Here is a 14,938-nt window from a genome sequence, read left to right on the forward strand (position 1 = left end):
TTAGTTTTTATTTTATCGCTTTTAATAACTTTTCACCTGGCTCTGACAAGGCCTCTATGCGTATTTCACGCCCACTATTTTGATAACTTAAATGCATATGGACATCGGCATCGGGCAATAAACCCTCTCCCTTATCTGGCCATTCAACAATGCACAGACTCTTATCCGTGAAGTAATCACGAATACCCATAAACTCGAGTTCTTCTGGATCGTTTAAACGATACAAATCAAAATGATAAATTTCGACACCCTCTAGCTCATATGGTTCAACTAAAGTGTAAGTCGGGCTTTTAACTGCCCCTTTATGGCCCAAACCTTGAATTAAGCCGCGACTCAGCGTCGTTTTACCGGCGCCTAAATCACCCGTAAGATACAGAGTCAAAGGCGCTTGGACATGGCGGGCTAATTTTTGCCCAACCGCAATAGTGTCGTCTTCGTTGTCTAAGAAAAAAGTTAACTCTGTCATATCCGCTTATATCACTGCTGTTATTAATGGAGAAGCGACTCAACCCTAAAAAGGCACAGGGCACAGAACAAAGTCCAGCCCCGCTTGAGTCTCACATACCGCCTAGAGTAAATCACTATTCACTAATTGGCGAATAAAAGGCATTAAATCGCTCGCTAACATGCCACGTTCTCCCTGTATTGCCGCAAGATCGGCAGCGCAACCATGTACAACAACACCCAGCACAGTCGCCTGCATGTTATCCATTCCTTGAGCCATGAGCGCGCCTATAATACCAGATAACACATCGCCACACCCACCACTGGCAAGCCCAGGATTACCGACAGGTGCAACAACCATTTGTTTGCCATCAAAAATGACCGTTCCCGCGCCTTTTAGCAACACAACACCGCCGTACTTTTGCTGTATCGCCCGTACAGCCGCAAACCTATCCTGCTCAATTTCTGCCACAGAGCAGCCGAGTAAACGCGCAGCCTCACCCGGATGCGGTGTTAGCACCCAATTGGTTTGCCGGCGCGGTTCATTGCTCAATAGATTTAAGGCATCGGCATCCAAAACACAGGGTTTATCGCTTAAGCCCACGGCTTTAAACAAGTTATAGCCCCAGTCATGCTTACCTAAACCAGGGCCAAGTACGATAACCTGCGCCCAACCAAGGCGCAGATACACTTCCATATCGACTAAGTCACAACCCCAGAACATCAATTCCGGACGAGAGACATTTACCGTCAACTGATGCTCTGGTCGACTGATGACAGTGACTAATCCTGCACCGGCACGCAGACATGCCTCACTGGCCAGTCGCACGGCGCCAGCCATGCCCATATCACCGCCGATAACAGTGACCTTACCCGACTGGCCTTTATGGCTATCGCGCGCTCTGGCGGCAAAGTAATCTTTAAGCGTCTCTTTTCCGACTCTTTGTGCACTCGCTTCAGCGAAGAAAGGTGTTAATCCTAAAGCGGCAAATTCAAGTTCGCCGCTGTAATGCCGCGCCTTACCCGTTAACAAACCTTGCTTCCAGCCACCAAAACACAAGGTGACATCCGCCATCACAGCAACACCCGCCACAGCGCCGGTATCGGCAATCACTCCAGACGGTAAATCAAGGCTCAATACCCAAGCTGCATTGTCATTGATGGCGCAAATATACTCAGCCATATCGTCGCGCACCGCATCTCGCACACCTGTGCCGAGTAAACCATCGACGATGATTTTGGCCGCAAGAATGGGCGCAACGGCTTTCGGCAGTAACTCTCCACCGTCTTTAAGATAATGAGCCAATGCTTGCTGACACTCAGGCGTGCCTGCCGCTGACGTCATCATCACTGAAACGGCCATATCACTGGCAAGGGCTAAACGAGCGCACACTAAGGCATCGGCACCATTGTTACCGCTGCCAGCGAGGATAAATACAGAAGAGGCATTGGGGTTATGTTTTGTTAAACATTCAAAAGCCGCCGCGCCAGCACGCTCGACCAATTCATAGAGGCTAGAGGCTCCCTGCGACACAGCACTCAGTTCAGCTTGGCGAACTTGTGCTTGGGTAAATAAGGCCTTGGGAAATTGCGATAGATCTTGTGCCATGAAGGATCTCCTTAGACGCCAACGACTTCATTCCACAATGAGTTACCTCACCATAGGAGTCTTGGCAGCATTGAGCAAGGCCGATAATAAAAACAGCCAATAGATCAAGAAAGTAGCAAGAATCGGATTGGGAAATCATGACGTAAATCAGTTCAAGCGCAGATACCCGCCCAAATGGAGCAAAGTAGCGCAAAAGTCGTCGATACACAGATGACACAAAGACAAAAGCCAGCACTAGGCTGGCTTTGGGAATTGAGAAGCGATGACGGTTTAGATATCGTCCATCCGAATCGTACTGTGGACCAAACGTTGTTGCTGAGTTTTCTCTACTCGGATCAAGTTGGCTAACGCATTACGCGCATCTTCGGCAGTGGTTGAGTTAACCGTTTTTTCTAACAAACCAATCAGACGATTTTCTAAGTCTAAGTGCAAGTTGAGCACATCGTCTTCATTCATGTTAGCGGGCAACATAGTATCTTGGCAACGCTTGGTAAAGTCTTCAAAGGTGAAGTCTTTGTACCAAGTATCAAGAATACGATGTGGCGCTTCTTCTATATAATCACGCAGTTTCTCCGCCATGGTTTTTTGATGTGACTCAAAATAATCCAGCATCATTTTCACACGGGCCGAGTCAGCTTGATTATTGAGTCGGCCATAGAGTTGCGCCATATCTAAGCGGCAATTTGCCACATACTCAAGTAGATCACGTAATTGTTGAATACGCATATAATGCACTCCACTGTCAGGCCAACTACTTGGCGCTATTAATTTTGTCTAGCTTCATTATGTGAGTAAAAGCGTTACGAATATTTGAACAAGGTCATAATTTAACTTTCGCGAAGCTATCTAATTTAGGAAAACTTGAAGAAACACGCTACAGATCACGCATCTAAATCCTATCACACTGTTTTGTATAAGAGAGAAAAAGCCAAAAGAGATCTCAAAACACTTAGCCCAATAGGTTAACGTAAGCCTTTGGTTGTACATGATGAATCAAAGATAGAGGGTTTGCAGTGGATAGTAGTTAGTCAAGAAAGGAATAGATGAGCTAATTGAGGGAATGACGTGAAAAAGTCGCTGTTGGAGAGTTTAACGGAATTACAGCGAAATGATTTTATCGGGAGTAGTTCGAGCAATGACCTATGCCTTGACTAATTTAACAATCACAAAGGTATCGCCATATCAAAAATCACAACTGAGCTAATGTCAATTGAGCAATGCGATAGTGGAATATTTAGGAAATTGGAGCGACATGATTTTGATCAAGAGCGGTTCGAACCGATGACCTATACCTTGGCAAAAAAGAAGGTATCGCCATATCAAGTTCGCAACTGTTCTAATGTCAATTGAGTAATGTGATAGTGGAATATTTAGGAAATTGGAGCGACATATCGGGTTCGAACCGATGACCTATACCTTGGCAAGGTATCGCTCTACCAACTGAGCTAATGTCGCATTTCACATTTTAAGACTGTGACAGTCTAGAATTTGGAGCGACATATCGGGTTCGAACCGATGACCTATACCTTGGCAAGGTATCGCTCTACCAACTGAGCTAATGTCGCATAATCTGTATTAATGATTTGGTAAATCACTAAGTTTTAATTTGGAGCGACATATCGGGTTCGAACCGATGACCTATACCTTGGCAAGGTATCGCTCTACCAACTGAGCTAATGTCGCATAATTATCGCTGTCACATCAGCCTTCAACATTCAAAAAGGTATCGTCTATCAACCTTTATCAACTGAGCTAATGTCGCATAATCTGTATTAATGATTTGGCAAATCACTAAATTTTAATTTGGAGCGACATATCGGGTTCGAACCGATGACCTATACCTTGGCAAGGTATCGCTCTACCAACTGAGCTAATGTCGCCTTTTGTATCGCTGCTACATTTGCCTTCAACATTGACAAAGGTATCGTCTATCAACCTTTATCAACTGAGCTAATGTCGCATTCAATCTAAATGACCGTACATCTCTGTTCGCATCAAAAAGTTGAGGCCGCATTATATGAAAAATTCATGCGGCTGCAACCCCTTCTTGCATATTTATCTACTGATCGGTCAAATTTTAAATACTTTGCTGCGATAATACTGCAATTCAGCGATCGACTCTTGGATATCCTGCAGTGCTTGGTGAGTGTTTTGCTTCTTAAAGCCCGCCATAGTTTCTGGGCTCCAACGCTTCACTAGCTCTTTAATCGTACTGACATCCACATTGCGGTAGTGGAAATAATCTTCCAGCTCGCGCATATAACGATTTAAGAAGCGTCTATCTTGGCCAATACTGTTACCACACATTGGAGAAGCGCCCTTAGGAACATACTGTTCTAAGAAGGCAATCGTCTTAGCCACGGCTTGCGCTTCGGTTTCTTGGCTAGCACGAACGCGGTCAATCAACCCTGACTCACCATGGTGCTTTTGATTCCAATCATCCATAGCGGCCAGCACGTCATCCGATTGATGAATCGCGATAACCGGACCTTGACCGATAATATTGAGTTCTTGATCTGTCACTAAAGTGGCAATTTCAATGATCCTGTCGACGTCGGGCTCTAACCCTGTCATTTCCAAATCGATCCAAATGAGATTATTTACATCTGCCGTCATAAATCAGCCTTATCATGTCAGTTAGCCTAAATTCAGGCTTTTTTATTCAAGAGCGTGTATCATACTGCTTTTTTCCGACACAAAAAATCACCTAATTGACGAAGACGAATCAGTGAGTAAAAAGAAACCCCTAAGCCAAGGTCAATTACGCCGTATGCGTGCTAATCACGAGAAGCGACTCAATCGTGACAGTGGCGAAAAAAATACGCCAGAGTTACAGGATAGTTCACTGGGGCAAGAACAGCCCGGTACTGTGATTTCTCGTTTTGGCCAACATGCCGACATAGAAACCGAAAGCGGCCAAGTTGTGCGCTGTAATATTCGCCGTGCCGTCACCAGTTTAGTCACTGGCGATAAAGTGATCGTACGCTTAGCCATTGAGAGCCAAGCCAATAGCGGCATCGCAGGTATTGTTGAAGCCGTTCACCCACGTCGCTCATCACTTACACGCCCAGATTTATACGATGGCGTGAAAATCATCGCCTCGAATATCGACCAAATTTTGATTGTGTCCTCGGTATTACCCAGCTTTACCACCCAGATCATCGATCGTTATTTAGTGGCTGCCGAAGATACCGATATTCCGCCTATCATCATTTTGAATAAAATTGACCTGCTCAACCCCGATGAAGCGCAGGCAATCGATGAAGCGCTGCAGCGCTATAAAGATATTGGCTATCCAGTTTATAAAGTCAGCAGCAAGTTAGGTGATGGTATCGATACCATCAAAGACATACTCAAAGATAAAGTCAGCGTATTTGCCGGCCAATCTGGTGTGGGTAAGTCATCGATCATCAATGCGCTATTACCCGATGCCGAACTGGTGATTGGTGATGTTTCCGATAACTCAGGTTTAGGTCAACACACCACCACCACAGCCAAACTGTTGCACTTGCCTAGTGGCGGCGATTTAATCGACTCCCCAGGCGTGCGCGAATTCGCCCTATGGCATCTTCCTGCGCAACGTGTAGGCTGGTGTTTTATCGAGTTTCGCGAGTATCTTGGCGCGTGTAAGTTCCGTGATTGTAAACACGGTGACGATCCCGGCTGTGCACTGCAAGAAGCCCTGAGCCAAGGTAAGATCAGCGCAGATCGCTTTAATAATTACCATAAAATTATCGCCAGCTTAGATGAACAACGTCATGCCCGCCATTTCCGCGCGGCCACTGACGAATAGCGACTTATTGATAAATAACAACAGTCTCAGCAAAGATTGAGCAGTAAGAAAAGGAATTAAAATTGGATAAAGTCAAAATAGCGCTGCAGTACATGCTACCGAAACACTTATTATCTCGTTTAGTGGGTAAACTCGCCGCCGCCGAAGCGGGCGCGTTAACCACGGCCGCTATCAAGTGGTTTATCAAGCAATATAAAATTGATATGAGCGAAGCGGCGCAGAGTGAGCCTGAAGCCTATAAAAGCTTTAATGCCTTTTTTACCCGCGCCCTTAAACCCGGTATTCGTCCGTTAGATATGGACGCCGATATCATGGTGCATCCCGTCGATGGTGCCGTAAGCCAATTAGGCCCAATTAAAAACGGCCGCATCTTCCAAGCTAAGGGTCACCACTATTCATCCTTAACCCTGCTTGGCGATCAAGCGGAAGATGCTAAACGCTTCGAAGGCGGTGATTTTGCGACTATCTATCTGGCGCCTAAAGACTATCACCGTATCCACATGCCGATTAAAGGCACGTTATCAAAAATGACTTACGTACCTGGTGAACTGTTTTCGGTAAATCCGTTAACGGCCAGAAACGTACCCGGTCTCTTTGCCCGTAACGAACGTGTGGTGGCGATTTTCGAAACCGAATTAGGTCCATTAGCCATGGTATTGGTTGGCGCAACGATTGTTGCCAGTATCGAAACCGTCTGGGCAGGCACAGTCACGCCGCCGACAGGTAAGCAAGTCTTCACTTGGGAATATCCAACCCAAGGCCCCGATGCCATCACCTTAGACAAAGGTGAGGAAATGGGCCGCTTTAAGTTAGGCAGTACTGTGGTGATGTTATTTGCTAAAGATGCTATCGCGACCTTTGCTGAAGGTGTCGAAGCCGAAGCCGTAACGCGCATGGGACAAGCCTTCGCTAACCTAAAAGACGTTAAGCAAGCGGATTAAATCTTCTTGAGTTCTGCTAAACCTTCGGGATTAATTGAATTACATTTGGCTGTGCTGCTATTTGGCGGCACGGCTTTGTTTTCTAAATTAATCCCACTCAGCGCCCTCGACATCACCTTCCTACGCTGTATCGTCGCCGCCACTGTGTTAGGTTTGCTGGTCAAACTCAGCCGTAAACGGCTAACGCTGGCCAGCAAACAAGATTATCTGGTCGCCATCGGGCTTGGGGTTATCGTCAGTCTGCATTGGGTCACTTATTTTGCCGCCATGCAACTCTCGTCGGTTGCCATTGGCATGATCGCATTTTTCACCTATCCGGTGATGACAGTGATTGCCGAGCCGTTGCTGACAGGCAGTAAAATAAAATTACTCGATATCATCAGCGGCGCGTTAGTGCTGATTGGGGTGATATTACTCATCCCTGAGGCCAATTTAGGTAACGACACTACGCTGGGCATTGCCATCGGCATAGTGTCCGCCATCTTGTTCACCGCCCGTAACTTATTGCACAAACGCTACTTTTCCCAGTACAGCGGCCCCCATGCCATGTTCTATCAAACTTTAGTCGCTGTTGTATTCCTGATGCCGTGGCACCAAACGGAACTGGGCAATATCTCATTAGAAGTGTGGGGATTAATTATTTTACTCGGCGTCGTCTTTACCGCCGCGCCCCACGCACTATTTACTTCCGCACTGAGGCAACTCAGCGCCAAAACGGTTGGGCTAGTCTCTTGCTTACAGCCCTTCTATGGCGCCATGTTAGCGCTGATTATTTTGGGTGAAGAGCTCAATCTCAACACCATAATCGGCGGCACTATCATAGTCGCGACCGCCATCTTCGAAACCCATCAATCGCACCAGTCACAGCGGCGAAAAAAGAACGCCTGAAACATACCAATCTCAACGCAATTTGGCTAATATGGAGCGTCTTTCGCCCCTAAATGTCTTTAGCCCATATGCCACGTATTTTATTGTTCATTATTGCTTTTTTCTCATTTTCCGTCCTAGCCAATTCGCCTTTGCAGTTGGACAAACGTCTTGGCATGAACAAGCAAGATCAGCAACAAAATCTCAGCATTGATGAACAAATTAACGACCTAAAAATTAACATAGAGAAGCTCGCCGCCAGTGCGACCAGTTTCCAACAGGCGCAGATCGATTTTGAACAACACAAGAAGCGCACCAACCAAGCACTGAAAGAAGCCTACAAACCTCTCTCACTGGAAAAAGGCACAGACCTCAGCCAGCAAGCTTCGATGGCCTATATTCGTTTGTCAGAGCTTAAAGAAAGCGAATCGACCCTTGGCCGACAAGTAAACGATTTATTACAGCGTCACAACGACTTACCCACAGTGATCGCCAGCGCGAGACAGAGTGTCGCCCAAAACAAAAAGGCTGAACTCGCCCCACTTGATACCCCAACGGGTGAGTTACAACAAACTCAACGACTCTTCTTTGAACAAAGCCTTGCGACCAATGAGGCTGAACTCGCCAGCAGCCAAAAACGCATTGAACTGACGCAATTGCAATTACAGCTAGTCCGCCAACAACTGGTGCAGCAAGAAGCTTTGATTGAAACCATCAACAAGGCAATCAATAAACAACGTCAGCAACAAACGGATGCCACCCTAGCCAAAAACTTAGTTAATACCGAAAAAGTTATCGATCCTATCACCCGTAATATTGCCGACACTAACCAGATTTACGGCCAAAAGCTGCAAACGTTAACTTTGCAGATCAACAATGTGGTCGAGCAACAAGAGCAGTCGGAAACCCAATATCAATCCCAAGCCAAACAGTTGGCAAATATTCAAGAACAGATCACTTGGGTCAAAATGAACTCCGCCTTTGGTGAGCGCTTTTTGCAAATGTTGCAATCGCTGCCTAAGCCGCCAAACCACGAAAAACTGCAAACCCTGATCGCCGATGCACGCTTAGACAGATACCATTTAGAGCAGCAACAAGCCCTTAATGATCAAGAGTTAGAACAGCCCGGCTTATACAATGAGCAACAGATTAAACTACTGCACTCGCAGCAAAGTTTGATCTCGCAGCTGATGCAAAGCTATGACCAATACTTGAGTGAATTAGGTAAGTTGAAGGTCAACTATCAACAACTGAGTCAGCAGCACCTCACCCTCAAAAACACCCTTAACGAGCATTTGTTCTGGGTGCCTAATGCCGCCAGTATCAGTAAATTATGGCTGACCGACCTTGAGCGCAGCGCGGTTTGGTTAGTACAGCAAGCGCAGTGGGATGAACTGGGTAAAGCGTGGGAAGAGCAAAACGATTATTGGTCTTGGTGGATCATATTGCTGGTACTGTGTTTAGTCGTACAGGACTTAATCACGCCTAAATTCAATCGCTTGCTAAATCATTACACCACTTATGTGGGCAATGTGACCCAAGATAAATTCATTTACACCCTCAAGGCACTCGCCTGCAGTGTCAGTTATGCCTTGATAAAACCTTTCCCAGTGATCATGGCGGGATTGATTTTTTATCAATCCGATCGCAACTTTGTGCAAGCAGTGGGCATGGGCATACTGGCGATAGGTTTAGTTTACCTCTTATATCGCTTCATCTTTATTCTGACGCTCGACAAAGGCGTACTCGTGGGCCATTTCAAACGCCCCTCGAAGCTCATCCAAGCGGGACAATCAAGGCTCAGGCACTTTGTGCTGGTCGCCAGTCCATTATTGGGCTTGATGGGCTTTACCGAAGTGCTCGACACGTCACTGGTGCGCAACAGCATAGGCCGCGGTGCCTTTATTGTTTTCTGTATCGTTTTATTCTTGTTATACAAAGACATCTTAATCCTCAGCCGTAAAAACTCGGATGCGAAGAAAGACGGTAAAAACAAAAAACTCATTCAGAAAATCCTCTGGGCTTTGCTAATTTCTGTGCCACTGTTGAGTGCCGGATTAGCCTTTAGGGGTTACTACTTCACCGCCTTCCAAATGCTGTTACAACTGCAATTGTCGATCGTACTTGGTCTGGGTTTCTTGCTCTTATACCAACTGATCAAACGCTGGATGTTGATTGAACGCCGGCGTATCGCCTTCGATCGCGCTAAGGCAAAACGTGCCGAACGCTTGGCCCAGCGGGAGAAAGGTGAAACCCATCATCTCTCCGCCGATGGACTCGATACCTACGAAGAACCTGTGGTCGATCTCGAAACCATTTCGAGCCAATCCCTCGGCCTAGTACGTTCGCTGTTGTTATTGGCCTTTTTAGCCAGCTTGATTGGTCTGTGGACTCAAACCCATACGGCGCTGTTTTCCTTCCTCGACGGCATTACGCTGTGGACGACCAATACCAGCGTTAATGGCCTAGAACAACAACTGCCCATTACCATGAAGTCCTTGATGTTTGGGCTGATAGTGGTGGGTTTCTCGTTAATGATTGCCACCAATTTACCCGGCCTACTTGAACTAATGATCCTGCAAAGGCTTGATCTCTCGCCCGGAACGGGGTTTGCGATCACAACCGTCAGTCGTTATCTGGTGGTTTTCCTTGGGCTATTAATCGGCTTTTCTAATCTCGGGATGGAATGGTCTAAGCTTCAATGGCTGATTGCCGCACTGTCGCTCGGTTTAGGTTTTGGTTTGCAAGAAATTTTCGCCAACTTTATCTCAGGTTTGATCATTTTGTTTGAAAAACCCGTGCGAATTGGCGACACAGTGACAATTCGTGATTTAACAGGGACAGTCAGTAAAATCCAAATTCGGGCGACCACCATTATTGACTGGGATAGAAAGGAAATTATCATCCCAAACAAGGCCTTTATCACAGAGCAGCTGATCAACTGGTCTTTGTCAGATCCTATTACGCGGGTCATTGTTTATGTGTCGGTGGCGCGGGATTCAGACCCAGCCAAAGTCGAAGCGACGCTGTATCAAGCGGTGCAAGAGTGTGAAGATGCACTTGCCAGCCCAGAACCTGAAGTCTGGTTTGCCGGCTTTGGTAAACATACCCAAGATTATGAAGTGCGCGCCTATGCCAAAGATATGTCGGCACGCTGGCCACTGCGCCATGATTTACATAAACGAGTGACTAAAAAACTCAAAGAAAACAATCTCGAACTCGCCTACCCGCAGATGGAAATCCATATTAAGAATGGTCAAAATCGCGAGCAACAAGGCATTATTAGAAGCTAATAGGATCGCAGACCATGCTTATTTTTGCTCACCGCGGCGCCAGCGGTTATCAGGCCGAAAATACCTTAGCCGCCATGGCTAAAGCGTTAGAATTGGGTGCACAGGCTGTCGAACTTGATGTGCATAATGTCGAAGGTGAGTTAGTCGTGTTTCACGACAGACGACTCGATAACAAAAGCTCGGGCACGGGCGTCATTCACTTAACGACCAAAGACTATCTGGCGAGTATCAATGTGAAAGGCGAGCCCATACCAACGCTATGGCAGGTACTTGAGCTGATTGCGGGGCGCTGCATAGTCAATATTGAATTAAAAGGCATTAATACCGTCACGCCGTTAATCGATTTATATCCAAAGGCTATGAGTCAGCTTGGGTTTACCAAGGAGCAGTTACTGATCTCTTCTTTTAATCACCCGTATCTGCATGAACTTAAACAAGCTTTGCCCGAGGCTTTAGTCGCGCCGCTGCTGGCCAGTATTCCGCTTGATAATGCCGCAGTTGTCAGTGAGTTAAATGCTTACTCGCTTCACTTAGATCTCAGCTTTATCAGCCAAGACTTAGTGGATGACGCCCACAACAGAGGCGCTAAGGTTTATGTTTATACGGTCGATCATAGCGACGATATTCATGCACTTAAGCAGATGGGCGTCGATGGTGTGTTCAGCAATTATCCCGACCGCGCCATGCAAGCCTTAACTCAAATGACAACGGCCGATTACTCTGGTTACTTCGAATAACGACAAGCTTGATATCGATATTAGACTTGGTTATTTCGCTGAGCCCAATAGCCGATAAAAATGAACACGGCCACTATCAGTAAAAACATCCAATGGGATGGCATAGCCACTATATGTCTTGCCACCCAAGGCGTGGTTTTTACGATCAATAGGCCATAGCCAAAGGCATTCACAATAATAAAAACAAATGTCCGTAGCACAAAAGACTGCCCCAACAAATGACGCCTTAAGAGACGATTGACATCCGCTGAAAAAACCAAAATAAGACACACCACCATAGCGGTAGCAATATCAAAAGCCCAAGGGCGAAGCATGTTCCCCAATTGGGCAATAAGGGCGATTAACTGATCCATAATGACTCAACCTAAAAAGATGCGACGCAATCCCTCGAAGTGACCGCGACAGCACATTGAAAAATAACAATAACTAAGCATAAAGGGAGACGCCATGGGGCACAAGTTACTCTTGCTAACGAAGGCAAATCAGCAGTACCGCGACTTGATTGAGGCGCAGAAACTCCCTGATTTAGAGATACTCGATGATAATCCAGCGGGCATAATTGAAGCGGATATTTGGTTAGCCGAACCTAAACTCGCCGCGCCCCTATTGCCCCATGCTAAAAATCTGCAATGGTTACAATCAAGCTTTGCAGGCATAGATGCTCTGATGAGCCCAAGGGGCAGAAAAGACTATCAACTTACCAATATTAAAGGCATTTTCGGCCCGTTGATGAGTGAGTTTGTGTTCGGTTATTTACTCGCGCATATCCGTGGTCATGGCTTTTATCGCCAGCAGAAACAGCAAAAACAGTGGCAAGTTCAACTCCCCATACGTCACACAAGTTTACAGGGAATGCGATTACTCTTACTCGGTACTGGCTCAATCGCCCAGCATCTAGCGCAAACCGCAAAACACTTTGGCATGCATATCACAGGTATTAATAGCAGTGGTGATGCCGTAGAAGGTTTTGATGCCATTGAAGCGATGGCCAATTTAGCCCAGACGTTAACGCAAGCCGATGTGGTGGTGAATTTACTGCCCAGCACTCCGGCAACCCAAAGCCTGCTTAACGCTGATACCTTAGGCAAGCTAAAAGATGATGCAGTGCTGTTTAACGTTGGCCGCGGTGATGCACTCGATCTCGATGCGCTTAATGTCCTGCTTATCGCTAAACCTGCCCAACAAGCGGTTTTGGATGTTTTTGCTCAAGAACCTTTGCCCAATAGCCATCCCATTTGGGAACGGGAAAATGCCATCATCACGCCGCATATTTCAGCGCCAAGCCATCCTGCACAAATCGTCGAGATTTTTAGCCAAAACTATCGCCGCTACATTAGCGGTGAGCCACTGCAGAATCGAATCGACTTTAGTAAGGGCTATTGAGTTAGCGCTCAGGAATTGATGCAGAGAGCAGAAAAAGCAAAGGCAATAGTCAGACTATTGCCTTATTTATCTTAAGTTTTAGACAGTTAAATCCTAAAGCTGCGCTTTAAAAATTGCTCAACCAATACCGAGTGTGAATCCATTTCGTGAGTCACTTCATCATTCAAGCCGACCATTTCACTGCCGAGTTGATGGCTAGAATGGGTAAATTGCGACACATTCACCACGCTGCGATTCATCTCATTTGCCACACTCGATTGCTCTTCAACCGCGCTGGCAATATGGTGCGTCATATCGGTAATGGTCGAAATGGCCTCACGAATCGTACGCAATGCCGTACCCGCTAAATCCGCCGTTGAAATACAGTCGGCAGCGGCAACCACTCCTTGCTGCATGCTGACCACAGCTTTGTTGGTCCCCTGCTGCAACAGGTTAATCATGCTTTGGATTTCCTTAGTAGCATCGTGGGTACGTTGCGCCAAGGCCCTAACCTCGTCTGCAACAACGGCAAAGCCACGCCCTTGCTCACCCGCGCGAGCCGCTTCAATCGCGGCATTTAATGCCAGTAGATTCGTCTGACCCGCAATACTCTGAATCACATCGAGTACTGTGCCAATATCTTTACTGTGGGCTTCTAACTCAGTAATCACCTTTGATGTTTGTTGCAGCTGCTCCGCCATAGCTTGAATCGAGCTAATGGTGCTCGACACCGTTTTATCGCCATTGATGGTTTCAGCGGATGCCATTTGCGAGGCACTGGCTGCATCAGCACAATTGGAGGACATATCGCCTAATGTAGCGGTCATTTCCTGCATCGCCGTAGCGACTTGTTCTATTTCAGACAGTTGAGCCTGACTGGTACTCTGGATTTGTTTGCCCTTGGCGGCAGAAATTTTGGCCTGTTCTGACACGTTATAACAGGAATCCGATGCACGCCCCAGAATCGACTTAAGCTCAGAATTCTGCATTTGCAGCGCTAAATCAATCGCGCCAAGATCATCAGAGTTTCCACTGTAAATATGTGCCATCAAAGGGTTATCGTAGATATGCTTTGCCTTAGCCACGATAGCATAATAACGACTCAGCACCAGATTACCGCCCACCAGCAATACCAGAATGCTAATCGCTAGAGCAATAAAGCCCATTAAGCCAATTTGCAAAGCAAGGTAAAGCATCGGCAGCATGGCAAGTAATGCTAATAACAGCAATTTGGTGGGCATGCTCACTGTACGTTTTAACGCGCTGACGCTGCCATTTTTGTTCAATTCTGCATAAGCCGTTTCTGCACGCTTAACCTGCTCGCGGGTGGGTTTAGTGCGTACAGATTGAAACTCGACGACTTTGCCATTAACTGAAATGGGTGAGACATAGGCATCAACCCAATAGTGATCGCCATTGGCGCAGCGATTTTTCACTATTCCTTTCCAAGGCTCGCCTTTTTTGATGCAGCGCCACATATCTTCAAACGCATGGGGAGGCATATCTGGATGACGCACCATGTTGTGGGGCTTACCTAACATGGCATCGAGTTCAAAACCGGCAACGGTACAAAAAGATTGGTTGGCGTAGGTAATATGACTTTGAGTATCCGTGGTCGACAATAAAATCCAATCCGCTGGATAATCATATTCTCGCTGTGTAACTGGTAGATTAGTTCTCATGAAACCTTATGGATCTTTGATTAATTCTTCGTTATTCATCCATGAGTTATCCATCCGTGAGGCATCATCACCCTGACTCTATATTCCTGAACCTACTTCTAAAACTGCCTAGCAGTGTAATGCTAAAACACATCTAGCATAGACGATAAAACGTGCGCCATGTAACAAAAACGTTAATGTATGAAAATCACTCAAAAATCATGATTGCAT

At 46.4% G+C, this 14,938-nt stretch carries 12 protein-coding genes and 4 tRNA genes; 6 read left to right on the top strand and 10 right to left on the bottom strand.

From position 1 onward, the window contains the following. Positions 1-7: 7 nt before the first annotated feature. The 8 genes from tsaE to orn form a co-directional block, all read right to left on the bottom strand. Positions 8-466 carry a tRNA (adenosine(37)-N6)-threonylcarbamoyltransferase complex ATPase subunit type 1 TsaE gene (gene tsaE / locus Q4Q49_RS12410; protein WP_311999479.1) on the bottom strand — a complete coding sequence of 153 codons (459 nt, stop codon included), beginning with the start codon at positions 464-466 and terminating at the stop codon, positions 8-10. Between the two features lie 102 nt (positions 467-568). Next, positions 569-2,053 (bottom strand): NAD(P)H-hydrate dehydratase, encoded by a 1,485-nt coding sequence (locus Q4Q49_RS12415; RefSeq protein ID WP_311999480.1) that lies wholly within the window; start codon positions 2,051-2,053, stop codon positions 569-571. A 270-nt stretch (positions 2,054-2,323) separates the two neighbouring features. After that, a complete protein-coding gene (locus tag Q4Q49_RS12420) occupies positions 2,324-2,779 on the bottom strand; it encodes a hypothetical protein (protein ID WP_006080046.1) in 456 nt (151 codons plus the stop codon). A gap of 653 nt (positions 2,780-3,432) precedes the next feature. Further along, positions 3,433-3,508, bottom strand: a tRNA-Gly gene (locus Q4Q49_RS12425). Between the two features lie 34 nt (positions 3,509-3,542). After that, positions 3,543-3,618 (bottom strand) — tRNA-Gly (locus Q4Q49_RS12430). Positions 3,619-3,660: 42 nt separating this feature from the next. Beyond that, positions 3,661-3,736: transfer RNA gene (locus tag Q4Q49_RS12435), tRNA-Gly, on the bottom strand. Positions 3,737-3,857: 121 nt separating this feature from the next. Continuing rightward, positions 3,858-3,933 (bottom strand) — tRNA-Gly (locus Q4Q49_RS12440). Between the two features lie 190 nt (positions 3,934-4,123). Further along, entirely contained in the window at positions 4,124-4,669 is a 546-nt protein-coding gene (gene orn, locus Q4Q49_RS12445; RefSeq protein WP_006080044.1) for an oligoribonuclease, read from the bottom strand. A 112-nt stretch (positions 4,670-4,781) separates the two neighbouring features. On the opposite strand from orn, the gene rsgA reads away from it, so the two are divergent. From rsgA to Q4Q49_RS12470, 5 genes are all read left to right on the top strand, one after another. Further along, positions 4,782-5,846, top strand: coding sequence for a small ribosomal subunit biogenesis GTPase RsgA (gene rsgA, locus Q4Q49_RS12450; RefSeq protein WP_259585424.1), 1,065 nt, complete (start codon positions 4,782-4,784; stop codon positions 5,844-5,846). A gap of 62 nt (positions 5,847-5,908) precedes the next feature. After that, complete coding sequence (gene asd, locus Q4Q49_RS12455; protein ID WP_011845719.1) at positions 5,909-6,787, top strand: archaetidylserine decarboxylase; 879 nt, start codon at positions 5,909-5,911, stop codon at positions 6,785-6,787. Between the two features lie 6 nt (positions 6,788-6,793). Further along, positions 6,794-7,675 (top strand): DMT family transporter, encoded by an 882-nt coding sequence (locus tag Q4Q49_RS12460; RefSeq protein WP_311999481.1) that lies wholly within the window; start codon positions 6,794-6,796, stop codon positions 7,673-7,675. Positions 7,676-7,743: 68 nt separating this feature from the next. Further along, complete coding sequence (locus Q4Q49_RS12465) at positions 7,744-10,947, top strand: mechanosensitive ion channel domain-containing protein (protein WP_311999500.1); 3,204 nt, start codon at positions 7,744-7,746, stop codon at positions 10,945-10,947. Between the two features lie 14 nt (positions 10,948-10,961). Further along, positions 10,962-11,684 carry a glycerophosphodiester phosphodiesterase family protein gene (locus tag Q4Q49_RS12470; RefSeq protein ID WP_311999482.1) on the top strand — a complete coding sequence of 241 codons (723 nt, stop codon included), beginning with the start codon at positions 10,962-10,964 and terminating at the stop codon, positions 11,682-11,684. Positions 11,685-11,704: 20 nt separating this feature from the next. On the opposite strand, the gene Q4Q49_RS12475 is transcribed toward Q4Q49_RS12470, so the two are convergent. Further along, positions 11,705-12,037, bottom strand: a complete 333-nt coding sequence (locus Q4Q49_RS12475) for a DUF3392 domain-containing protein (protein ID WP_198555555.1) — start codon at positions 12,035-12,037, stop codon at positions 11,705-11,707. A 94-nt stretch (positions 12,038-12,131) separates the two neighbouring features. Between Q4Q49_RS12475 and Q4Q49_RS12480 the strand changes: the two genes are divergently transcribed. Beyond that, positions 12,132-13,067 (top strand): D-2-hydroxyacid dehydrogenase, encoded by a 936-nt coding sequence (locus Q4Q49_RS12480; RefSeq protein WP_311999483.1) that lies wholly within the window; start codon positions 12,132-12,134, stop codon positions 13,065-13,067. Between the two features lie 86 nt (positions 13,068-13,153). Here the strand turns inward: Q4Q49_RS12480 and Q4Q49_RS12485 are convergent, their stop codons facing one another. Beyond that, entirely contained in the window at positions 13,154-14,728 is a 1,575-nt protein-coding gene (locus Q4Q49_RS12485) for a PAS domain-containing methyl-accepting chemotaxis protein (protein ID WP_311999484.1), read from the bottom strand. Positions 14,729-14,938 lie beyond the last annotated feature (210 nt).

It is taken from the genome of Shewanella sp. SP1S1-7 (genome assembly GCF_031932105.1).
GTDB lineage: Bacteria > Pseudomonadota > Gammaproteobacteria > Enterobacterales > Shewanellaceae > Shewanella > Shewanella baltica.